Below are 24,169 nucleotides of genomic sequence, written 5' to 3'. Positions count from 1 at the left end.
GTTGGTGTTAAGTTCTTTAATTTTTATTTAGATAGTCATTTTAATGGGCTACCTTCTTTGATTTTTTTAGAAGGAGTAATTCTTCAATTTAAAATTCTTCGTATTAGTTATGCAAAATGTATTCAACAAAAATTACTCTTGAATTTCATTGGTATCAGAAACGCTAGTCAGTTCTATAAATTTCTGATTTGTATGTGCAATTAAATCTTTAAAAAATAAAGTAAAATCTTCTTGAAGTTCATCCTCTAAAAGTACTAAATCTTCGATAGCTAAATTCATTTGAGATTTTCCTTTGGTTCTGGTATTCATTCCGTTTAAAACCTTTGCAATTCCGTCTTTATATTGATAATTGAACAAAATATTATATTCAATCATATACTTAATAAAGTTTTGAGACTTTACAGGTAAATCGTCTGAAATACTACTAAATAAATCATAAACGTTTTTAGTATATGTTTCTAAAGGAACGTCTGAATAATTCGCCCAATTTTTTGCTAAGAAATAATCATAAAAAATATCGATAATTACGCCATCGTAATGTCTGTAGCGTTCGTGTAAACGTCTTTTACTTTTTCTTACAACTTCGTGAGCATCTGTAAACGTATCAATTTCTCTGTGTAAGAAAATTCCTTGCTGAATTTCTTTAGAAAAGCTCAAATAATTATTCCCTCTAATATGGTCGGCAATAAAATTACCAATCATAATATTGGTGTTGTTTTGTGATAAATATAAATGGGCTAGGAAATTCATGAAGGTAAAAGTAAGGTAAAAATTTACAAACCTCAAAAGATTTAAAACCTTTAAGAATTGTAAATATTCTTATACTAAAAAGCATAAAAAAACCACAACTAAAAGCTGTGGTTTTCTAAATATTTATGTTTGGATTCCTACGTTCGTAGGAATGACAAATTATTTGTGTTAACTATTTAACATTACTGGCATTACCAACATGGTAACTTGTTCACCTTCGTCAGTTCCATCAATAGGAGTTAAAATTCCTGCTCTGTTAGGTAAAGACATTTCAATTAAAACATCGTTAGAACTTAAATTGTTTAACATTTCGCTTAAAAAACGAGAGTTAAAACCAATTTGCATATCGTCACCTTGGTAATCACAACTTAAACGTTCGTCTGCTTTGTTAGAGAAATCTAAATCTTCTGCAGAAATATTTAATTCAGTACCCGCCATTTTTAAACGAATCTGGTGTGTTGTTTTACTAGAGAAAATAGAAACACGTCTTACAGAGTTTAAGAAAGAAGCTCTGTCTACAGTTAATTTATTTGGATTCTCTTTTGGAATAACAGCTTCGTAATTTGGATATTTACCATCAATTAAACGACACACTAAAACTACATTATCAAATGTAAATTTTGCATTAGCATCGTTGTACTCAATAGTAACATCACTATCAGAACCACCTAAAATACCTTTTAATAAGTTTAAAGGTTTCTTTGGCATAATAAATTCTGCCGTTTGGTCTGCAGTAACATCTGTTCTTGTATATTTTACTAATTTGTGAGCATCTGTTGCAACAAAAGTTAAACTTTGCGAGCTAAATTGAAAAAATACACCACTCATTACTGGACGTAAATCATCATTTCCAGCAGCAAATATTGTTTTAGAAATTGCAGTTCCTAAAATGCTTGCAGGCACTACTGTTTTACTTGGTGATGGTAAAGAAACCGCTTTAGGGAATTCATCTCCACCAAAATAAGCCATGTCGTATTTACCTTGATCAGAACTAATTTCAATTGCATTGTCACCTTCCGTTTTAAACGTTAAAGGTTGGTCTGGAAACGTCTTTAAGGTATCTAATAATAAACGTGCAGAAACAGCTATAGAACCAGAACTATCACTTTCTACATCTATTACAGAACTCATTGTTGTTTCTAAATCTGATGCAGAAACTTTTAATTGGTTTTCAGATAATTCAAACAAAAAGTTATCTAAAATTGGTAAGGTATTGTTGCTGTTTATAACGCCGCCTAAAACTTGTAATTGTTTTAATAATTGCGAACTCGATACAATAAATTTCATTGATTTTTTATCTTTATTAGTCTTACAAATATAACCTTATTAAGTGATTCTGAAAATTAATTTATTAACAGGTTATGAGCATTTTGTTAATGAAAAAAGAAACGTTATAATTATGTTAACAAATTTTAAAAACCCTCATAAAAAACTACATTTGTTTTTATGTCAATCTACTATTTTTTAAAAGATTGCCTTCTCGTTCGCAGTTAAGAGTTTTTATGAAGTCTCTAGTGCGCTCAACATACAAAAATTGACCAATACAAAAACATGAAGAAATTTTTACTTTCTACACTTGCATTTTTACTGATTTCTGTTTCAGTATTCGCACAAAAACCTCAAAAATTAACGTCGAATCAGATTTACGAGAAAGTTCAAAAACTGAATTTTCTAGGAACTGCGCTTTATATTGCTGCGCATCCAGATGATGAAAATACACGCTTAATATCTTATTTATCAAATAATGTAAAAGCAAGAACAGGTTATTTGTCCTTAACAAGAGGAGATGGAGGTCAGAATTTAATAGGACCAGAACTTAGAGAGTTATTAGGAGTTATTAGAACACAAGAATTATTAGCGGCAAGAAGTGTAGATGGTGGAGAACAATTATTTACAAGAGCCAATGATTTTGGGTATTCTAAACACCCAGATGAAACCTTAGAAATTTGGAATGAAGAAGCCGTTTTAAGTGATGTTGTTTGGGCAATAAGAAATTTTAAGCCAGATGTTATTATCAATAGATTCGATCATAGAACGCCAGGTACTACACATGGGCATCATACCGCTTCTGCTATTTTAAGTGTGGCGGCTTTTGATATTGCCAATGATTCTACAAAATATGCAGATCAACTTAAATATACCAAAACTTGGCAACCAAAACGTTTGTTTCATAATATTTCTACGTATTCTTTTAAAAGTCAAGCAGCCTTTAATGATGCAACAAAAGATTTAATGTCTGTTGATATTGGCGAGTATTATGCTTTAAAAGGTTTGTCTAATAACGAGATTGCATCTATAGCAAGTAGCCAACATTTGAGTCAAGGTTTCGGACGCTTAAGCACAAGAGGATCTCAAAAAGAGTATGTAGAGTTTTTAAAAGGAGATTCTTTAATAGTAGAAAACGATGTTTTTTCTGGAATTAATACTACTTGGAGTCGTTTAAAAAAAGGAGCTTCTATTGGTAAGATTTTAAAGGATGTTGAAGATAATTTCAATTTTGTAAATCCGTCTAAACACTTATCTAAATTAATGTTAGCGTATAGCATGATGAGCGATTTAGAAGACAATCATTGGAAAACAATTAAAGAAAAGCAAATTAAAGAAATTATTGAAGCTTGTGCAGGTTTGTATATAGAATCTTCTGCAAACAGTTCTTCTGGAACACCAAATTCTAAAATTGATATAAATTTTGAAGTATTAAATAGAAGTGATGTAAACATGCAATTAACATCTATTGTTTCTGAATTGGATAGCATCGAAATTTTTAAAGGATTTAATTTAACAAAGAATGAGAAATTTACATTTAAAGAAACATTTTCTTTAAAAACAGATTCTTATACAGATCCTTATTGGTTGCGTAAAGAGGCTACTTTAGGAATGTATACTGTAGATGATCAAGCATTAATTGGACTGCCAGAAACACCAGGAATTTCTAAAATAACGTATAAATTAATCATAGATTTTATTCCGATTACCATTACAAAGAATGTTATTAGACGATATGCTGAAAGAGATAAAGGAGAAATTTATGAACCTTATGAGGTTTTACCAGAAGTAACTACAAAAATTAAAAACAAAGTGCTTATTTTTTCTGATAGCATTTCTAAGAGTATCAATGTAGCAATTAGAGCTGGTATTCCTTTTGTGCAAGGAAAAGTAAGTTTAAAAGTTCCTGAAGGTTGGCGAGTAACTCCTGCAGAAATTAACTTTAATATTGAACAAAAGGAAGATGTACAAAATGTTTCGTTTTTAGTAACTCCCTCTAAAGATCCATCTGAAGGAAAATTAGAAGTTATTGCGGTTTCTAAAGGAGAAAGTTATACTAAAGAATTGGTTGAGATTAATTACAATCATATTCCTAAACAAAGTGTTTTGTTAAATTCTGAAGCAAAAGTTGTTCGTTTAGATATTCAAAAAGTAGGAAATACAATTGGTTATATAAAAGGAGCAGGAGATGCGGTTCCAGAAAGTTTACGTCAGATTGGTTATAGCGTTGAAATTATAAACCCTATAGATATTAATGAAGAAAACTTATTAAAGTATGATGCTATTGTTTTAGGTATCAGAGCTTATAATGTTGTTGATGAATTAAAATTTAAACAAAAATTCTTGTTAGAATATGTGGCACAAGGAGGAAATATGATTGTGCAATATAACACCAATAGAAATGTAGATGTTGCAGCACCTTTCCCTTTAAAGTTGTCTAGAGATAGAGTAACAGACGAGTCTGCGGATGTTTTAATATTAGCAGAAGACAATCCTTTAATGAATTTTCCTAATAAAATTACCAACGAAGATTTTAATGGTTGGGTACAAGAACGTGGTTTGTATTTTCCTAATATTTGGCATGAAGCTTATGTACCTGTTTTATCTATGAATGATAAAGGTGAAAACATGAAATTGGGTAGTTTATTGATTGCAAAATATGGAAAAGGAAATTATATCTATACCGGTTTAAGTTTCTTTAGAGAATTGCCTGCTGGAGTTTCTGGAGCATATAGATTATTTGCAAATATGTTGTCTGTAGGGAAAGAGGTTTCAAAGTAAGTTTTAAGTTTTCATGTTTCAAGTTTGAGGTTTAAAGTTGGAATATTAAAATGAAGTTTAAAAATGACAAAAGTAGACAAACAAGTTTAGCCCTGATAGAGTTATTTGTTTGAGCTCTTTTTTACTGTCAGTTTGAGTGAATTTGAGAAGAATGAGCAAATTTGTATCGAGAACAGAAGTAAAAAAAGCGAGTAACGAAAGCAGGAAATAGCTTCTAATAAAAATAGAATGAAAGAAGAAAAATATACTTGGAAAAAAGAATATTCATTGGTCTTAATAGCGAATGTAATTTATATTATTGCGTTTTATTTAATTACAAATTATTTTACAGTTTAGTCTATGGAAATTGAAAGTAAATTACATGCAATAGATTGGATTATTCTGTCTGTAACCTTAATTTTTATAGTAGCGTATGGTACGTATGTAACTAGAAAAAACGACAATGTAACCGATTATATTAAGGGTGGGAGCGACTCTAAATGGTGGACGATTGGTCTGTCTGTAATGGCAACGCAAGCCAGTGCAATTACGTTTTTATCAACACCAGGGCAAGCGTTTCATAGTGGTATGGGGTTTGTACAGTTTTACTTCGGATTGCCTATTGCAATGATTATAATTTGTGTGGTTTTTATACCGATTTATCATAAATTAAAAGTCTACACAGCTTACGAATTTTTAGAAGGAAGATTCGATTTAAAAACGAGGAGTTTAGCGGCAATTTTGTTTCTAATTCAGCGTGGCTTAGCTGCCGGAATTACCATTTTTGCACCTGCCATTATTTTAAGTGCAGTGCTAGATTGGGACTTGTTAACGCTGAATATTATCATTGGTTTTTTAGTGATTATTTATACGGTTTCTGGAGGTACAAAAGCAGTAAACGTGACGCAAAAACAACAAATGATTATCATTTTTATTGGAATGCTAATTGCGTTTTTTATGATTATGAGTCAGCTTCCAGAGAATATTACATTTACCAATGCATTAGAAATAGCAGGTGCAAGTAATAAAATGGAAGTGTTAGATTTTTCTTTCGATTTAAGCAATAGATACACTGTTTGGACCGGTATTTTAGGAGGAACATTTTTAATGTTATCGTATTTTGGAACAGACCAAAGTCAGGTGCAACGTTATTTGTCAGGAAAATCGGTTAGAGAGAGTCAGTTGGGTTTAATTTTTAACGGATTGTTAAAAGTGCCAATGCAGTTTTTTATTCTGTTAATTGGGGTTATGGTTTTTGTTTTTTATCAATTTAATGCATCGCCTTTAAATTTTAATCCAACAGCAAATGATGCGGTTCAAAACTCTGAATTTGTTGGTGAATACCAGAAGTTAGAAGCAGAACATACCATTATAGAAAATGATAAAAGATTGTTGTTTTCTGATGGTTTTCAGATGGAAGAAGCGACTCGAATTCAGGAATTAAACGAAAGAGATTTAGCCTTAAAAGAATCAGCTAAAGAAATCATTAAAAAAGTAAATGAGAAATCCATTAAAAAAATAGAATCGAACGACAAGGATTATGTGTTTATTCATTTTATTTTAAACAATTTACCAAGAGGGCTAATCGGACTTTTATTGGCGGTTATTTTATCTGCAGCAATGTCTTCTACGGCATCAGAATTAAACGCTTTGGCAAGCACAACCGCTATAGATTTATACAAGCGAAATGTAAGAGAAGACAAAGACGAAGAGCACTATGTAAAGGCTTCTAAATGGTTTACATTACTTTGGGGAATCATTGCCATTTCGGTGGCGTGTGTGGCCAATTTATTCGATAATTTAATTCAGCTTGTAAATATTATTGGGTCTATTTTCTACGGAAACGTCTTGGGTATTTTCTTGTTAGCATTCTTCTTTAAAAAGGTAAATGGAAATGCTGTTTTTAGAGCAGCATTAATTACGCAAATATTAATTTGTTCTATTTATTATTTCGGAATTTACAACTTAGAAACACAAGGTTTAGAACCGATAATTAGTTATTTATGGCTGAATTTTATTGGATGTGTTTTGGTGATATTCTTCTCACTATTATTCGTTTTTAAAGCGATAAATAAGCAAAGTAAAGTCGCCTTAATAATTAGTTTATTGGCTATTTTAAAAATTACATATGATGTATTGAACGATGTTTCTTTAAACATAACTCATGTTGTTTCTCTAATTGTACTATTTTCTTTTTTAGGGTTCTTTAATATTGATAAGACGATTTTAAATGAAAAAGAAAATTAATTGAGAGTACTTTAGATAAATAAGTGTAGACAGTATTTGATACCTTTTTAGATTCTATTTTTAAATAATTAAAAAAGTTACTATGGAAAAGAAAATAATAAAATGGGGAATTATTGGCCTTGGAAAAATAGCTGCAAAATTTGCTACCGATTTAGCAACGGTAGAAAATGCAGAATTAGTTGCTGTGGCTTCTAGAAGTGAAGGGAAAGCCACTGATTTTGCAAAGAAATTCGGTGCTAAAAATGCATATAAATCATACGAAGCATTGGCTAAAGACGCTGAGGTAGATGCAGTATATATAGCGACTCCGCATAGTTTTCATAAAGAACATGCTATACTTTGTTTAGAAAATAAAAAAGCAGTTTTATGTGAGAAACCTTTTGCAATGAATTTGCAAGAAGTAGAAGAAATGATTGCAGTTGCAAAAGAAAATAATGTTTTGTTGATGGAAGCATTATGGACGTATTTTTTACCACATTTTACGTATGTTTTAGACCTTGTGAAGACGAAGAAGTATGGAGAGCTAAAAAAGCTAGAAGCAGATTTTGGTTTTTATAATACGTATGATACAGATCGAAGATTATTTAAAAAAGAAGTGGGAGGAGGAAGCTTGTTAGATATTGGTATTTATCCAATTTTTGCAGCTTTATCTACTTTGGGAACTCCAGTTACTATTGAAGCCGATGCTATTTTCTTTAAAAATGGTGCAGATGCGGAATGTAATATGCTTTTTAATTATAAAAATGCGACTGCTCATTTAAAAAGCACGTTGTTAGAGAATACACCAACGGAAGCCGTTTTTACTTTTGACACTGCAATTGTAAAAATAAACACACAATTTCATGCGCCTTCTTCTGTAACTATTTTAAAAAATGATACAGAAGAAACCATTAATTTCGATTATAAAACCATTGGTTATAGTTTCGAAACAGAGCATTTCAATACACTTTTAAGAGAAAACAAAAAACAAAGTAACGTTATGTCTTTTGATTTTTCTAGAAGTTTGATCAGTATTTTAGACACTGTTAGAGAAAGTATCAATCTAACGTATTAAAGATGCTTTTTTTGAGTATTTGGAATTTTAAATAAGAAAAAATGCTCTTATGAGTTTAGCAAGTCTTTCACGGTTAAATCGTTGTTTTTATCTAAACGAGCTATTATTTTTAAGAACAGTATAGCTGTAATAAAAGCATCTCCACTTGCGGTATGTCTATCACTTTTAGATACATTTAGTTCATCACATAATTGATCTAAAGTATACCGCTCTTTTGGTAATGTATTTTGATAAACGGTATGCTTAGAGGTTCTATATAAATGTTCTGTATCTAAGGTCTTATTTTTAATTTCTGGTAGTTCGTTTCTTACTAAAATTTGGTTCATCATCATAATGTCAAAGTTTATATGATGCCCAACCAGAATTGAATTACCGATGTATTTTAAGAAACTTTTTAGTGCTTCTAGTTCGGAAATTTTAGTAATGTTACCTTCTTTTAAAATACCGTGAATGTGTACCGTTTCTGGATTAAATATTTCTTGTTTTAAATACACTTCAAAACTGTCATTTACATTTAAAGTGTTATTAATTAAAGAAACAGCACCAATAGATAATACACGATCTCTCATTCTATTAAATCCCGTAGTTTCTGTGTCAAAAACAACAAATCGAGTTTCGTTTATAGCGAGTTTTGGTGCGTTTAAAAAACTATCTTCATACTCTAAAAAGTAATCCGGAAGTATCTTGTTTTCCTTTTTATTAAACCAGTTAAACTTCATAATTATCTCATATTTGATAAGTTAAATTTAATAGTAAGTACTTCTTGAATTTCTCTAATGGGTTTAAAGCATCTTTTTAGTTTTAACTTTTCTTCTTTTGTTAAAGACTCTAATTTAATAAACTTACCAGAATCGTTGTGTAATATTCCTTGTTTGGTTTTAAATTTTAGCAGGGCTTTAAAAGCATAAGAACAAGATTGGTATAGCTCTTTATTCTGAGGTTCTATTTCTGCTAATCTTTCAAAACGGTGTGCAGTATTGTTAATTTCAAAAATATTATTAGAGAGTGTTAAAAGTCTTGCGGCATTAATTAAAGGCATTAAAGCTCTTTGTTTTATGTTAAAAGAATCTTTATGGTCTCCATTATTCTCTACTAGAAATTGTTTAAAAAAACCTAGAGGAGAGGGACTTGCAATAGCTTCTTTTGCTAAAAAAGTAAATAAAAGAGTTCTTTCATTCAATGTTTTAAAAATGCTTTTGGTTAGTTCTCTTGCCATAGAAACTTCACCATAAATAGCGTTAAAATCGAAGAAAATAGACGATAATAAAATGGCTTCTCCATCAACATTAAAAATCCACTCGTTAAACTGATCTTTCCATTCAGATAAAGATAAACACCATTTAGGATTGCTTGCCATCATTTCTGCAGGGCAATATTCATAACCAATTTTATGTAGCGATTTTGTAATATGACCTGCTAGTTTTAAAAAATATTCTTTCGTTTCTGTATACTGTTCTTTGCTAACATCTTCAAAAATAATAGCATTGTCTTGGTCTGTATATAAGAGTTGTTCTTTTCTACCTTGACTTCCTAATGCTAGCCAAGTAAATTTAGCAGGCGGAGGCGTTGTCATTTTTTTTAAAGAAATCTCAATAACTCTTATGGCTACACTATCATTTATTTCAGATATAATTTTAGAAATATGCGATAACGGTATATTTTGCTCTAAATAAGATTTTAAAAGTAGGTTTGCTTTGTTTCTAATTTCACGAATTTCTTTCGTTTTTTTAGCACGTTTAATCTCTTTTAAAATTACTGTTGGGTTATTTCCTAATGAAGCTAAAACATCATGATTTGTTAAAATTCCTATCAGTTTAGAGTTACTCGTTCCGTCTACAGTAATACACAAATGACCTACCTTTTGCTTTATCATTTGTAACTGAGCGTCTAAAACAGTAAGGTTTTTAGATTGTGTAATTACCGGAGAAGACATGATTTCTTTTACGGAGGTGTCTACTGGAAATAGGCCTGTAGCTATTTTGTTTTTAAGATCGCTATTTGTAATAATTCCTAAAGGAACGCAGGCATCGTCTACTACTATAATACAACCCACTTTTTGATTGCTCATTTTTATAGCGGCTTCTTTTGCTGTAGCATTCGCTGTACAGGTTAATGGCTTTTTAGTGTAATTTACAGAGTGTAAATTAGAATAAGCTAAATTGTCATTTTCTATATAATCTGTAAAAACATTGCTGTTTTGCTCGTTTGTATAAGGATCAAAAGAATTAGAAGCAAAAGAAGTTAGTAAGTATTTATTAATTTTTAAACTTCTTTCTGATACTGCTTCAAAAATTTCAATAGGAATGGCGTACACAATAGATTCTTCATTGGCAATGGCGTCTAATAAATAGTTTTCTTTACTAATTAAAGGTCTTAAACCGAAAATATCTCCACCATCACAAATATCTATTAATGCTTTTTTGTCATTAGAATTTTTGTACAAGCTAATTCCTCCATTTCTTACAATGTAAAATTGTTTGTGAATTTCATCATTCTCGTTAAAAATAACTTTTCCTTTTTCTAAATAGATGATAGAAACTTGAGAAGCAATTTCTAATATTTTTTTAGTCGCTAATAAGTTGAAAGGCGGATAGTTTTTTAAAAAATCGTAAACGCGTTCTGCAATTGAATTTTTCATCTTTTATGTATTTGTTGATGAATTTTGTTATAAACCGAACAGTAATACTCATGAAATCTAGGTAGTAAAACATTTTCCAGGTTTTCTGTGCTTTTTAAAGTTGATAAATCAAATAATTTGATAGCATCAACTTCTTCTTCTTGAATGGTTAATGTTGACATCGGAACTTTTAATTCCGCGATAAAAACATGATGATGCTCGTTATCTTGAATTCCGTTTGCATGAGAAACTTGATGAATCCTTGTACCAATTTTGATGAGGTCTTTTTCTTCTATTTTAAGTCCGATTTCCTCAAAAACTTCTCTTTTTGCTGATTTAATAATAGTTTCTCCGGCAGCAATATGTCCTGCAACAGAAATATCCCATAAGCCTGGAAATACTTTTTTGGTCAATGCTCTTTTTTGAAGTAGTATTTTTTCATCCGAAGTAAAAAGCCAAATATGAACAGTTGCATGAAACCACCCGTTTTTATGGGCTTCAGATTTTAAAGCCGTTTTTCCTGTAGGTTTTCCATCAGGAGTTAAAATGTCTATGAGTTCATCCATAATTATAAGACACGAATTTCACTTATTATCACCAAATAAAAATTTTTATCAGTGTAAATCCGTGAAATTCGTGTCTGTATTTTATTTATTCAAAATAAGAAAAAGTTTCTCCTCCTTTAATATTCAATAATGTTTCATAAATCATTTTGATTACATTTTCTACATCATCTCTGTGTACCATTTCTACAGTAGTGTGCATGTAACGTAACGGTAAAGAAATTAGGGCAGAGGCAACACCTCCGTTGCTATAAGCAAAAGCATCTGTATCTGTACCTGTTGCTCTAGAAAGTGCAGAACGTTGAAAAGGAATTTCTTTTGCTTCGGCAGTTTCAGTAATTAAATCACGTAATTTTTGTTGAACAGCTGGTGCATAAGCAATAACCGGACCTTTACCTAATTCTAAAAGACCAGCAGTTTTTTGCTCGATCATTGGTGTAGTTGTATCGTGTGTTACATCGGTAACAATTGCCACATTTGGCTTAATGGTTTGTGTAATCATTTCTGCACCACGTAAACCAATTTCTTCCTGTACAGAGTTTGTAATGTACAATCCGAATGGTAATTCTTTTTTATTTTCTTTCAATAAACGAGCTACTTCGGCAATCATAAAACCACCCATTCTGTTGTCTAATGCTCTACAAACAAATTTGTCTCCGTTTAAGATATGAAATTCATCTGGGTAGGTAATTACACAACCAACATGAACGCCTAAAGCTTCTACTTCTGCTTTTGTTGCACAACCTGTATCAATAAAAATATTGTCTGGTTTTGGTGCTTGCTCATTTGCTTTGTCTCTTGTATGAATTGCTGGCCATCCAAAAACACCTTTTACAATTCCGTTTTTAGTATGAATGTTTACAATTTTACTTGGTGCAATTTGATGATCTGATCCTCCGTTTCTAATTACGTAAATCAATCCGTTATCAGAAATGTAATTTACATACCAAGAAATTTCATCTGCATGTCCTTCAATAACTACTTTGTATTTTGCATCTGGGTTTATAACACCTACTGCAGAACCATAAGTATCTGTAATAAATGTGTCTACATACGGTTTTAGGTAGTCCATCCAAATTTTCTGACCTTCCCATTCGTACCCGGTTGGTGCAGCATTATTTAAGTATTTTTCTAAAAATGTAAGTGACGCTTTATTTAAAATTGATTTTTGTGCCATTATAAAAGTTTATAAAGTTTTAATATGAAAAGTTCTAAAGTTAAATGTTAGTTCGGTTGTTTTTTCTATTGTAAAAGTGATCAGAAAAAATATCGAGTACATTTTATACTTCCAATGGTAAAAATAATACGATTTTTTAGGAACTCCATAAAAAAAATCACAAAAAAGTGTAACAAAAGTGCTTACTTTTACACTAATCACTGATTCCCGTTTTCACGGGAATGGCAATTCTATAGGAAACCTCTAGCTAAAGCTATAGGAATCACTTTTTCAAGTAAATATCACTAAAACCAACAATATGAAGTTAGTAATTGAAAATTTAACCAAAACATACAAAAACGGCGTAAAACCTATTGATAATTTAAGCATTGAAATAGGTACAGGAATGTTTGGTTTGTTAGGTCCAAATGGAGCAGGGAAATCTTCTTTAATGAGAACGATTGCAACATTACAAAGTCCAGATTCTGGTTCAATTACTTTTGGTGATATTAATGTTTTAGAAGACAACATGTCTTTACGTAAAGTTTTAGGGTATTTGCCACAATCTTTTGGAGTGTATCCTAAAATGTCTGCCGAAGAGTTGTTAGATTATTTTGCTACTTTAAAAGGAATATCAAAAAAATCTGAAAGAAAAGCAATTGTAAAAGAGGTTTTAGATATTACTAATTTATATGAAGTTAGACACAAACATGTTGCTGGGTATTCTGGCGGAATGAAGCAGCGTTTTGGTATTGCTCAATTGCTTTTAAACAATCCAAAATTAATTATTGTTGATGAGCCTACTGCTGGTTTAGATCCTGCAGAGAGACATCGTTTTTTAAATGTTTTAAGAGAGGTTGGTAGTAATTGTACGGTTATTTTTTCTACACATATTGTAGAAGATGTGAAAGAACTGTGTAATGAAATGGCTATTTTAAACGGAGGTAGAATTTTAAAACATTCTACACCACAAAAAGCAACAGAAGAATTAGAAAACACTATTTGGACAAAAATTGTAGAAAAAGACGATTTAGAAGAAAATATGAAATTGTACAATGTGTTGTCTAGAAATTTTAATACAGACAATACGTTAAATATCAGAGTGCATGCAGAAGAAAAACCTTCGAACGATTTTGTAGCGGCAACTCCGCAATTAGACGATGTGTATTTTATTGCATTAAAACAAGATGAGCCGGAACTGGTTTAAAGTTTTGGGTGTGCTTTCAATTACACAATTACACAAAATAACAATTACACATTTTATATGTTTTCAACTATTTTTAAACACGAATTAAAATACTGGTTTAACAAGCCTGTTTTTTATATTTATATTTCAATTTTTTTATTAATATCTTTCTTTTTATCGGCAACCTCTGCAGGTATTTGGGATGGAGTTTCTGGTACCACTGGTTCTTCTAGAATTGTAAATTCGCCAATTGGTGTTACAGGTATTTTTAATGCATTTACTATTTTAATCTTCTTTTTATTTCCATCAATTATTGGTGTTTCTATTTATAGAGATTTTAAAAGTGAAATGCACTCCATTTTATTTTCGTATCCGTTTACAAAAGCCAATTACTTATTTGCTAAGTTTTTTAGCGGAATTGTAGTAGTTTCTGCTATTGTTTTGGTGGTTGCTTTAGGTATGGTTATTGGGTTTCGTTTTCCAGGAACCAATGCTGATATTGTTGGTGATTTTAATATTACGACTTATCTAACAACGTATTTGGTCTATATTTTACCAAATGTATTGTTTTTTGGTGCTGTTGTTTTTGCTGTTGTTACATTTTCTAGAAGTGTTGCAGCTGGTTTTATTACGGTAATTATTCTAATGTTTGTTCAGGGAGTAATTTCTAGTATTTTATCTGAACCAGAACAAGCAACTTTATTAGCTATTTTAGATCCTTATGGTTCTTCTGCATCTTCTTATTATACAAAATATTGGACTGTTTCTGAGCAAAATGAAATGCAAATTCCAATAGGTGAATTGGTTATTTATAATCGCTTATTGTGGTTGGTAATTTCTTCTTTAGTTTTTGGATTGGTTTATAAATATTTTAAATTCACACAAAATGCCATTACACTTTCTTTTAGAAAAATAAAAGCAGAAAGAATTACAAAATCTAATTTTAGCGGAGTTACAAGAATTACGTTACCAAAAGTATCTCATGATTATTCTTTTATTCAGAATTTAAAAGTGATGTGGCACTTGTCTAACATCGATTTTAAATACATTTTTAAAAGTTTACCATTTATTTGTATTCTTATTGTTGGTCTTTTAATGTTGTTTGGTACTTTATTTATTTCTAGTGAAATTTTTGGAACAGATACATTACCAGTTACTTGGCAAATGTTGGGTGGTGGAAATATTTTTAGTTTATTTGTTATTAATGTTTGTACTTTTTTATACGCAGGTATGTTGGTACAAAGAGCAAGAACTGCAAAAATTAGTCATTTAGTTGATAGCACACCAATACCAAATTGGACATTATTATTCTCTAAATTAATAGCAATTTTAAAAATGCAATTGGTTTTACTGGCAGTAATTATGGTTTCTGGTATGTTGTTTCAAGCGTATCAAGGATATTATAATTTTGAAATTGGCCATTATATAAAAGAGTTGTTTGGGTTAAAGTTTTTAAACTATGCAATTTGGGCTTTCTTAGCAATATTTGTACAAACGTTGTTTAAAAATCAATATTTAGGTTTATTGGTTTTGTTAATCGTTGCTATGGGGATTCCGTTTTTAGACTTAATAGGAATTGAGTTAGCTATTTTTAAATATAACGAAGGTCCAGGTTTTAGTTATTCGGATATGAATGGTTATGGCTCTGCGTTGTCTCGCTATTTATGGTATAAAATCTATTGGATTTTAGGAGGAACATCATTACTTCTTGTAAGTGTTTTATTTTGGGTTAGAGGATTACCAAATTCTTTTTCTGAAAGAATGGATATTGCTGTAGCAAGATTTAAAACACCTCAAAAAGTTGGTTTAGCGGTTGTTTTGGTTGCTTTTTTAACTTTAGGATTTACGATTTATCAAGAAACAAAATCAGAGGATGAAAACTCAGCATCTAAACAAGCTGAATTAAATGCTGTTAAATGGGAAAAAAGTTATAAAAAATACGAAGATTATAAGCAACCAAGAATTGTAGCTGTAAATGCAGATGTAGCTATTTATCCGAAGAAAAGAACGTACAAAGCAAGTGCTGTTTTTACAATGATAAATAAAACGGATAAAGCAATTGATAGTATTTTCTTAAATCATAATTCATTAGAAAATACCTTCGAATTTAATAAACCAAATAATTTGGTCTTAGAGGACACGGTTTTTAATTTTGATATTTATAAGTTCGATAAAAAAATACTACCTGGAGATTCTTTACAACTTACAGTACATGTAAAAAGTAAAGAAAATACCATGTTTCAAAGAAAATCGCCTGTTTTAGCAAACGGAACATTTTTAAATAATTTTTCAATGTTTCCTTCTTTAGGATATTCTTCTGCAGGAGAATTAACAGACAATAAAACAAGAGAAAAGTACGATTTACCACCTAATAATTTACAATCTCAACCAACAGATTCTACCGCTTTAGGAAACACGTATATTTCTAAAGATTCTGATTGGATAGATTTTGAAGCAACCGTTTCTACATCCGAAGATCAAATTGCAATTGCACCAGGTTATTTGCAGAAAGAATGGACAGAAGAAGGGCGTAAATATTTCCATTATAAAATGGATAGTAAAATGTTGAATTTCTATGCGTTTAATTCCGCAAGATATCAAGTTAAAAAAGAAATGTGGAATGGCATTAGTTTAGAAATTTACTATCACAAACCACACGATTATAATTTAGATAGAATGCTAAAAGGGATGAAAGCATCTGTAACGTATAACGAGAAAAACTTTAGTCCTTATCAACATAAACAGTTAAGAATTGTAGAGTTTCCGAGAACACAAGGTACTTTTGCGCAATCTTTTGCAAATACAATTCCGTTTTCTGAAGGCTTTGGGTTTATTGCAGCTGTAGATGATACAAATGATGATGGAGTAGATTATCCTTTTGCGGTAACTGTACATGAGGTTGCACATCAATGGTGGGCGCATCAAGTTATTGGTGCAGATGTTTTGGGTGCTACTATGTTGTCAGAAAGTTTGTCGGAATATGTTTCGTTAAAAGTATTAGAGCATCAAAATGGAAAACCGAAGATGCGTACCTTTTTAAAGAAAGCCTTAGATGATTATTTAATGCAAAGAACCATGGAAAGAAAACGTGAAAATGCATTGATGTATAACGACGGACAAGGGTATATCCGTTATCAGAAAGGGTCTTTAGTTTTTTATGCTTTAAGTGATTATATAGGTGAAGAAAACTTAAATGGTGCTTTAAAAAAGTATGTAGAAAAAGTGAAGTTTCAAGAAGCTCCATATACAACTTCTGTAGAAATGGTAAATTATATTAGAGAAGTAACACCAGACTCTTTACAATATGTAATTAAAGATATGTTTGAAACCATTACGTTGTACAGAAACCAAATTTTAGAAGTAAAATCTACAGAACTAGACAACGGAAAATACGAAGTAGAAATAGAATTTGAAGTTTCTAAATATAGAAATGATGAAAAAGGAAAACGCTATTATGGTGAAAAAGTAGGAGATACTTTAACGTATCAAACGGATGATATGAAAAAACCTATTTTATCAGTTCCGTTGGCAGATTATATTGATATTGGTATTTTTGCGCAAGAAGAAGTTGATGGAGAAAAGAAAGAAAAAGAACTATATTTAAAGAAGCATAAGATTACAGAGATCAATAATAAAATTACAATTATTGTTGATGAAAAACCGATTGAGGTAGGAGTAGATCCTTACAATAAGTTAATAGATACGCAATCTGAAGATAACAGAAGAAAGTTGTAGTGTTTTATGATATTTGACCTTTCATTTTTTTAATTTGAAAGGTCTTTTTCAAAATTAAAATTATGAAAAGTATTGTTTTAGGTATTTTAGGTTGTCTTGTTTTTTGTTCTTGTAAACATGAAAAAGCAACCGAATTAAATTTTTTAGATGAATTTGTTTTAGCAGATTCAATAGCATTTCAAAACTCAATTATTGGTGGTTTGTCTGGTGTGGATTATGCAAACGGAGAATATTATTTTGTAGTAGATGATGCTAGAAATCCTCGTTTTGTAAAAGCAGAAATTAAGATCAAACAAAATAAAATAGAAGCTGTAGATTTAAAACAGGTTGTTTTACTAAATGATACTACAGCGTCTTATTATAAAGAAAACGCTTTAGATTTGGAATCCATTTTTGTAGAAGCAGAAACCGAAGAGGTATATTTTGTTGGAGAAGGATCTATTAATAACGGTAAAAGTCCGACTGTTTTTAAAACAGATTTAAACGGAAATTTTGTAGAAGCTTATGAGCTTCCTAAAAACTTAAGTGATACTAATAATATAAAACACAATGCCGTTTTTGAAGGTTCTTCTAAAAGCATAGACGGAAAAGGATTTTGGGTAGCAATGGAAGGTCCTTTAAAATCAGATGGAGAAGATCCTACTTTTACAAAAGCATCATCACCAATTAGAATTACGTATTTTGATAAAACATCAAAAAAAGCGACAAAGCAGTATGCGTATCAATTAGAACATATTACAAAACCATCTAAAGGAAATATTAATTTAAACGGATTAACATCGATCTTAGAGTATAAAGAAAATCACTTTTTTATTATTGAAAGAACGTATCAAAGTGGTTATGGTTCTTATGGGAATATTGTGAGAATTTTTGAAGCAGTAATCGATAAAGAAACTACGAATATTTTAAATATTGATGCTTTAAAAGAGTCGGATTTTATTCCGCTTAAAAAGCGTTTGTTATTAAATTTTGAAGAGGTTAAAGATCAGCTAACAGATGGAATAATCGATAACATAGAAGGTATTACATTGGGTCCAAAATTAGAAAATGGAAATCAATCTTTACTTTTAGTTGCTGATGATAATTTTCAGGTGTATGGAAAACAATTAAATCAATTTATTTTATTAGAAATTAAGTAGAATTAATTTCTAATTTTTATCAAGATAATCTATTTTAAGAATGAATTTTTTGAAGTTAAAAGAATCCAGTATCAAAAAAAAGTTTGATAAAAATATCAAACAAGTATCTGAACGCAGAAATGTTTCTCAAAAGGAAATTAAATCTGTGGGTATTTTAACAACGGCAAGTATTTCTTTAAGTATAGATTTACAAGCAAAAATAGAAGCTGTTCTAGGCGTTAAAAATGTTAGAATATATAGTTTTAAGAAAAGTGATGCTACAAAAGATACTTCCTTTAAATACTTTACACAAAAAGATATCAATTGGAAAGGGATTTATATTGAACCTAGTTTTAAAAGTTTTTTAGAAGAACCATTCGACTTATTAATAGGTTATTTTAGTGAAGCTAATTTGTATTTAGAAACTGCCGTTTTACAATCTAATGCTACTTTTAAAGCCGGTTTTTCTGGAGTGAATTCTAAATTGTATGAATTAGAAATTTCCGAAAGTACAGCACATGTAGAAGCGTTTTCATCAGAATTAAAAAAATACCTACAAATTCTTAAAAAACTAAAAAATTAAACTTTAATAATAAAGTTGTTTATTCTTGGTAAGAATTGTTTTTTTAGTGATGAAATTCAGCATTAAATTGTAATTTTACGCCTTATAAAATACATAATAATGCAGAAATTTATTGGAACTGGAGTTGCGTTGATAACACCTTTTAAAGAAGATTTAAGTGTAGATTTTGATGCACTTGTAAAATTGGTGAATTTTAACATCGATAACGGAACAGATTATTTAGTTATCAATGGTACAACCGCAGAAAGTGCAACCATTACTAAAGAAGAAAAACAAGAAATAATTAATGTTATTATTAAGACAAATAATAAACGTTTGCCTTTGGTTTTAGGTGTTGGAGGTAATAACACTGCTTTAGTTATAGAAGAATTACAAACAAGAGATTTTACAGGTTTAGACGGTATTCTATCTGTTGCTCCTTATTATAGTAAGCCAACGCAAGAAGGCTTTTATCAGCATTTTAAAGCCATTGCACAAGCTACAGATTTACCAATTATTTTATATAATGTTCCTGGTAGAACTGCAAAAAACATGGAGCCTGCAACCACAATACGTTTGGCGAATGAATTTGATAATATAGTAGCTATTAAAGAAGCAGGTAATAACCAACAACAATATTATACATTGTTAAAAGACAAACCAGCAGATTTTTTAATTATTTCTGGAGATGATGATATGGCTTTAGGCGTTGCCTTGGCAGGAGGTTCTGGAGTAATTTCTGTAATCGGACAAGCTTTTCCTAAAGAATTTTCTGCAATGATAAACCACGGTTTACAAGGTAATAATAAAGAAGGATATGCTATTCATTATAAAATGATGGATGTTGTAGATTATATTTTTGAAGAGAATAATCCTGCAGGTATAAAAACTGTTTTACAGGAGTTAGGTCTTTGTAAAAACGATGTTCGTTTACCTTTAGTGCAAGCAAGTGCAGAACTTCAATCTAAAATTGCTAAATTTGTAGCGAACTTTAAATAGAAAATATGTTATCACCAGTTATAGAAAAAGCATTAAACGAACAAATTAGAGTAGAAGCACAGTCTTCTCAAATATATTTGTCAATGGCTTCTTGGGCAGAAGTTTTAGGTTTTGAAGGCGTTGCACAGTTTATGTACGCACATTCAGACGAAGAAAGAATGCACATGTTAAAGTTGGTGAAATTTATAAATGAACGCGGTGGTCATGCAATAGTATCAGCATTAGATGCACCTCCGGTGGAATTTGGTGAATTTAAAGAAATGTTTCAAGAATTATTTAATCATGAAGTTCATGTTTCTGCATGCATAAATGATTTAGTAGATATTTGCCTACAAGAAAAAGATTATGCTACTCATAATTTCTTACAATGGTATGTTTCTGAACAAATAGAAGAAGAAGCATTGGCTAGAAACATCTTAGATAAAATAAAGTTAATTGGTGATGATAAAGGTGGTTTTTACCTGTTTGATAATGATATTAAACAGTTAATTACAGCAGCTGCACCTACGCAACAATAATATTAACAAACTTTTAGTAACAACTAATCGCTTTTTTTGCGTCTTTTGTGTCGTTATTGTATGACATAATTTATTGTCAAAAAAAGCGTTTTAGTTTCATGTGTTATTCTTAATACTGTGTGTTTAGAACTTTCATTGAAACAGTTATCCTAAAGTTGTTTTAGGAGCTAAAAGGGAAGAATTATTTGAGAAAAAATAAATTCTTTTATTATCCATATTTAATCACTAATTTTGCACGATGCAAAAAATTAAAAATTTAGCGTGTTTATTGATGTTCTCACTTGTATTATTTTCATGTGGGGAATATCAAAAAGTTTTAAACAAAGGTACTACGGAAGAGCAGTATAAAATGGCTGTGAAATTGTACGAAAGCAATAAGTTTAGTAAAGCTTTGCGTTTGTTTGAGAAAATTACACCAACTTATAGAGGGAAACCACAAATGGAGCGTATCCAATTTATGGTAGCACAGTCTAATTTTAACGAGAAGAATTATAGCATGTCTGGTTATTATTTTGATCGTTTTGCAAAGAATTATCCTAAAAGTTCTAAGCTTGAGGAAGCAGCTTTTTTATCAGCGTATAGCTATAAATTGGCTTCTCCTAGTTTTAGTTTAGATCCAACGGATACAAATAAGGCATTAGACGCTTTTCAAAGTTTTATAAATACGTACCCAGATTCTGATAAAATAGAAGAAGCGAACCAACATTATAAAGAATTAAGGTATAAGCTTCAGAAAAAATATTTCGAAATTGCTAAAACGTATTATAGAACAGCAGAATATGATTTAAGAAATTATAAAGCGGCAATACAGGCTTTTGATAATTTATTAGCAGATTTTTTAGGTTCTGAATTTAAAGAAGAGGCATTATATTACAGGTTAAAAGCGGCACATGACTTTGTGTTAAAAAGTTATGATAGAAGAAAACCTGAACGTATAAAGGATGCAATAGATGCATACGATAAGTTAAAAAGAAATTACCCAGAATCTCAATTTATGGAAGATTCAAATATAATGTTAGCGACCTTACAAAAAGAACAAGTAAGAATTGATGCATTGATTGCAAAACAGGTTGAAGTTCAAAATTCAAAAAAGAAATAATAATTAATTATGGATTATAAAGATACAAAGGCACCTTTAAGTACTATTACTTATAATAAGAATGAAGTAGAAGCTCCTACACAAAATATTTATGAAGCTATTTCTATTATTGCCAAAAGAGCAAATCAAATCAACGGTGATTTAAAGAAAGAATTGGTTGATAAATTAGAAGAGTTTGCGACTTATAACGATAGTTTAGAAGAAGTTTTTGAAAATAAAGAGCAAATAGAAGTTTCTAAATTTTACGAAAGATTACCAAAACCAACAGCTATGGCTATGGAAGAGTGGTTAAACGGTAAAGTTTATTTTAGAACTCCAGAAACAGAATAATGTCTGTTTTAAGTGGTAAAAAAATTTTATTAGGAATTACTGCTGGAATTGCTGCATACAAAACGGCTGGTTTAGTCCGTTTATTTATAAAATTAGGCGCAGAGGTCAAAGTTATTATGACTCCTGCGTCTAAAGATTTTATAACACCTCTCACACTTTCCACACTTTCTAAGAACCCTGTTTATTCTACTTTTTATAATAAGGAGGATGAAGAAAATGAGCTTTGGAATAATCATGTAGATTTAGGTCTTTGGGCAGATTATATGGTAGTTGCTCCGGCAACTGCAAATACGATGTCTAAAATGGCAAATGGTACTTGCGATAATTTATTATTAGCAGTCTATTTATCTGCAAAATGTCCTATTTATTTTGCGCCTGCAATGGATTTGGATATGTACATCCATCCATCAACCAAAGAAAGTTTACAGAAATTAAAATCTTTTGGAAATACAATTATCCCTGCAACTTCTGGTGAGTTAGCAAGTGGTTTAGTTGGTGAAGGAAGAATGGCAGAGCCAGAAGATATTGTGTCATTTATAGAAAATGATATTTTATCAAAATTACCTTTAAAAGGAAAAAAACTTTTATTGACTGCTGGTCCAACGTATGAAGCAATAGATCCTGTACGTTTTATAGGAAATCATTCTTCTGGTAAAATGGGCTTTGCAATTGCGAATGCAGCGGCTAATTTAGGTGCAGAGGTTTTTTTAATTTCTGGTCCAAGTCATCAAAAAATAAATCATTCTTTAGTACATAGAATAAGTGTGGTTTCTGCAGATGAAATGTACAATGCTGCTCACAAATACTTTAAAGAAGTAGATATTGCTATTCTTTCTGCTGCGGTTGCAGATTATAGACCAAAAAATATAGCAACTCAGAAAATAAAAAAGACTACTTCTGCGTTAGAGATTGAGTTAGAACCAACAAAAGATATTTTAGCATCCTTAGGTGAAATTAAAGAAAATCAATTTTTAGTTGGTTTTGCTTTAGAAACCAATAATGAGCTAGAAAATGCAAAAGGGAAACTAAAACGTAAGAACTTAGATGCTATTGTTTTAAATTCTTTGCAAGATAAAGGTGCTGGTTTTGCTACAGACACAAATAAAGTTACTATTATTGATAAAGATTTGACTGAAAAATCATTCGAATTAAAATCGAAAGAGGAAGTGGCCAAAGATATTATGAATGAAATTTTAAAGAATATTTCTTAAAATTTCTAGTCTCCTCGAGCGCAGTCGGGAGGTTTTAGTTTAGGTCTCGACTGCGCTCGACCAAACAGTAAAAAATAAAACGAATGCGTAAACTTATATTCTTTTTTCTGTTTTTATTTTCGGTTTCTGTGTTAAAAGCACAAGAATTGAATTGCTTGGTAACTGTAAACTACAACCAGGTTCAAGGTTCAAATACTCAGGTTTTTAAAACTTTAGAAAAATCTTTGTCAGAGTTTGTAAATCAAACCAAATGGACAAATAACGAGGTAAAGCCAGAAGAAAGAATAGATTGTGCTTTTACAATTATTATCACTTCTAGAGATGCAAATAATTTTAATGCAACCATACAAGTTCAATCTACAAGACCCGTTTTTGGTTCTACATACGCATCACCTATATTAAATTTAAAAGACAACGATTTCAATTTTAAATACAATGAGTTCGACCCATTAATTTTTAATAAAAATTCTTATGATAGTAATTTAATCTCTACCATTGTTTTTTATGCAAACATTGTTTTGGGAGCGGATGCAGACACTTTTAAAAGAAATGGTGGAGAGTCGTCTTTTAGAGTTGCAGAGAATGTAATGTTACAAGCGCAGCAAAGTGGAATTGCTTCTTGGCAAAATGTAGTAGGAAAGCAAAATAGATTTTTATTGATTGATAGTTTCTTATCACCAAAGCTTTCAGCATACAGAACCGCTACTTATACGTATCATAGAAAAGGATTAGATGAGTTTTCTTTAAACAATGGTATTGCGAAACAAAACATGGAAGAGGCGGTAATCTCTTTAGAAAGTATCTATAATAAAACAGTTGGTAATTATCTAATCCGTGTGTTTTTTGATGCTAAAGCAGATGAAATTGTAAATCTATATACGGATGATGCTGCTTCTAGAAATAAAAATAGACTGGTTGAAATAGTGAAAAAAATATCTCCGAATAACAATCCTAAGTGGAAAAATATTAAGTAAAACATTCCTTATAATTATTGTTTA

At 30.5% G+C, this 24,169-nt stretch carries 19 protein-coding genes; 13 read left to right on the top strand and 6 right to left on the bottom strand.

From position 1 onward, the window contains the following. Positions 1–132: 132 nt before the first annotated feature. Positions 133–750 (bottom strand): ACP phosphodiesterase, encoded by a 618-nt coding sequence (locus tag WHD08_RS06365; RefSeq protein ID WP_422894395.1) that lies wholly within the window; start codon positions 748–750, stop codon positions 133–135. 168 nt (positions 751–918) lie between these two features. Beyond that, the gene (gene dnaN, locus WHD08_RS06360; protein WP_165730063.1) at positions 919–2,037 is read right to left on the bottom strand and encodes a DNA polymerase III subunit beta; all 1,119 of its coding nucleotides are present in this window, start codon (positions 2,035–2,037) and stop codon (positions 919–921) included. 264 nt (positions 2,038–2,301) lie between these two features. Between dnaN and WHD08_RS06355 the strand changes: the two genes are divergently transcribed. The 3 genes from WHD08_RS06355 (at position 2,302) to WHD08_RS06345 (ending at position 8,077) form a co-directional block, all read left to right on the top strand. Continuing rightward, entirely contained in the window at positions 2,302–4,797 is a 2,496-nt protein-coding gene (locus WHD08_RS06355; RefSeq protein ID WP_208888803.1) for a PIG-L family deacetylase, read from the top strand. A 339-nt stretch (positions 4,798–5,136) separates the two neighbouring features. Further along, a complete protein-coding gene (locus WHD08_RS06350; protein ID WP_208888804.1) occupies positions 5,137–7,023 on the top strand; it encodes a sodium:solute symporter in 1,887 nt (628 codons plus the stop codon). Between the two features lie 82 nt (positions 7,024–7,105). After that, positions 7,106–8,077, top strand: a complete 972-nt coding sequence (locus tag WHD08_RS06345; protein ID WP_208888805.1) for a Gfo/Idh/MocA family protein — start codon at positions 7,106–7,108, stop codon at positions 8,075–8,077. A gap of 47 nt (positions 8,078–8,124) precedes the next feature. On the opposite strand, the gene WHD08_RS06340 is transcribed toward WHD08_RS06345, so the two are convergent. The 4 genes from WHD08_RS06340 to WHD08_RS06325 form a co-directional block, all read right to left on the bottom strand. Beyond that, a complete protein-coding gene (locus WHD08_RS06340; RefSeq protein WP_208888806.1) occupies positions 8,125–8,796 on the bottom strand; it encodes a 3'-5' exonuclease in 672 nt (223 codons plus the stop codon). A 2-nt stretch (positions 8,797–8,798) separates the two neighbouring features. After that, the gene (locus WHD08_RS06335; RefSeq protein ID WP_208888807.1) at positions 8,799–10,715 is read right to left on the bottom strand and encodes a DUF294 nucleotidyltransferase-like domain-containing protein; all 1,917 of its coding nucleotides are present in this window, start codon (positions 10,713–10,715) and stop codon (positions 8,799–8,801) included. Beyond that, positions 10,712–11,260: an NUDIX hydrolase gene (locus WHD08_RS06330; RefSeq protein WP_208888808.1), complete on the bottom strand. Its 549-nt coding sequence runs from the start codon at positions 11,258–11,260 to the stop codon at positions 10,712–10,714. The genes WHD08_RS06335 and WHD08_RS06330 overlap by 4 nt, the downstream gene beginning before the upstream one ends. A gap of 85 nt (positions 11,261–11,345) precedes the next feature. Further along, positions 11,346–12,434, bottom strand: a complete 1,089-nt coding sequence (locus tag WHD08_RS06325; RefSeq protein ID WP_208888809.1) for a M42 family metallopeptidase — start codon at positions 12,432–12,434, stop codon at positions 11,346–11,348. Between the two features lie 298 nt (positions 12,435–12,732). Here WHD08_RS06325 and WHD08_RS06320 point away from each other — a divergent pair, with 298 nt between their 5' ends. The 10 genes from WHD08_RS06320 to WHD08_RS06275 all read left to right on the top strand — a co-directional run bounded on the left by WHD08_RS06320 (position 12,733) and on the right by WHD08_RS06275 (position 24,145). Continuing rightward, positions 12,733–13,620, top strand: a complete 888-nt coding sequence (locus WHD08_RS06320) for an ABC transporter ATP-binding protein (protein ID WP_208888810.1) — start codon at positions 12,733–12,735, stop codon at positions 13,618–13,620. 57 nt (positions 13,621–13,677) lie between these two features. Beyond that, positions 13,678–17,334 carry an ABC transporter permease/M1 family aminopeptidase gene (locus tag WHD08_RS06315; protein ID WP_208888811.1) on the top strand — a complete coding sequence of 1,219 codons (3,657 nt, stop codon included), beginning with the start codon at positions 13,678–13,680 and terminating at the stop codon, positions 17,332–17,334. 62 nt (positions 17,335–17,396) lie between these two features. Continuing rightward, the gene (locus WHD08_RS06310) at positions 17,397–18,473 is read left to right on the top strand and encodes an esterase-like activity of phytase family protein (RefSeq protein WP_208888812.1); all 1,077 of its coding nucleotides are present in this window, start codon (positions 17,397–17,399) and stop codon (positions 18,471–18,473) included. Positions 18,474–18,513: 40 nt separating this feature from the next. Further along, positions 18,514–19,035 carry a DUF6913 domain-containing protein gene (locus WHD08_RS06305; RefSeq protein ID WP_165730081.1) on the top strand — a complete coding sequence of 174 codons (522 nt, stop codon included), beginning with the start codon at positions 18,514–18,516 and terminating at the stop codon, positions 19,033–19,035. Between the two features lie 99 nt (positions 19,036–19,134). Continuing rightward, entirely contained in the window at positions 19,135–20,013 is an 879-nt protein-coding gene (gene dapA / locus WHD08_RS06300; protein WP_208888813.1) for a 4-hydroxy-tetrahydrodipicolinate synthase, read from the top strand. 5 nt (positions 20,014–20,018) lie between these two features. Beyond that, positions 20,019–20,531, top strand: coding sequence for a ferritin (locus tag WHD08_RS06295; protein WP_208888814.1), 513 nt, complete (start codon positions 20,019–20,021; stop codon positions 20,529–20,531). 238 nt (positions 20,532–20,769) lie between these two features. Further along, entirely contained in the window at positions 20,770–21,630 is an 861-nt protein-coding gene (locus tag WHD08_RS06290; protein ID WP_165730087.1) for an outer membrane protein assembly factor BamD, read from the top strand. A 9-nt stretch (positions 21,631–21,639) separates the two neighbouring features. After that, a complete protein-coding gene (locus WHD08_RS06285; protein ID WP_165730089.1) occupies positions 21,640–21,960 on the top strand; it encodes a DNA-directed RNA polymerase subunit omega in 321 nt (106 codons plus the stop codon). Continuing rightward, a complete protein-coding gene (gene coaBC / locus WHD08_RS06280; RefSeq protein WP_208888815.1) occupies positions 21,960–23,171 on the top strand; it encodes a bifunctional phosphopantothenoylcysteine decarboxylase/phosphopantothenate--cysteine ligase CoaBC in 1,212 nt (403 codons plus the stop codon). Before WHD08_RS06285 ends, coaBC begins: the two co-directional genes overlap by 1 nt. 83 nt (positions 23,172–23,254) lie before the next feature. Beyond that, positions 23,255–24,145 (top strand): DUF4835 family protein, encoded by an 891-nt coding sequence (locus tag WHD08_RS06275; RefSeq protein WP_208888816.1) that lies wholly within the window; start codon positions 23,255–23,257, stop codon positions 24,143–24,145. Positions 24,146–24,169 lie beyond the last annotated feature (24 nt).

This window comes from Polaribacter sejongensis, from assembly GCF_038024065.1.
GTDB lineage: Bacteria > Bacteroidota > Bacteroidia > Flavobacteriales > Flavobacteriaceae > Polaribacter > Polaribacter sejongensis.
The sequence above is the reverse complement of the archived record's forward strand: the minus strand, read 5'-3'. Positions and strand labels throughout refer to the sequence as shown.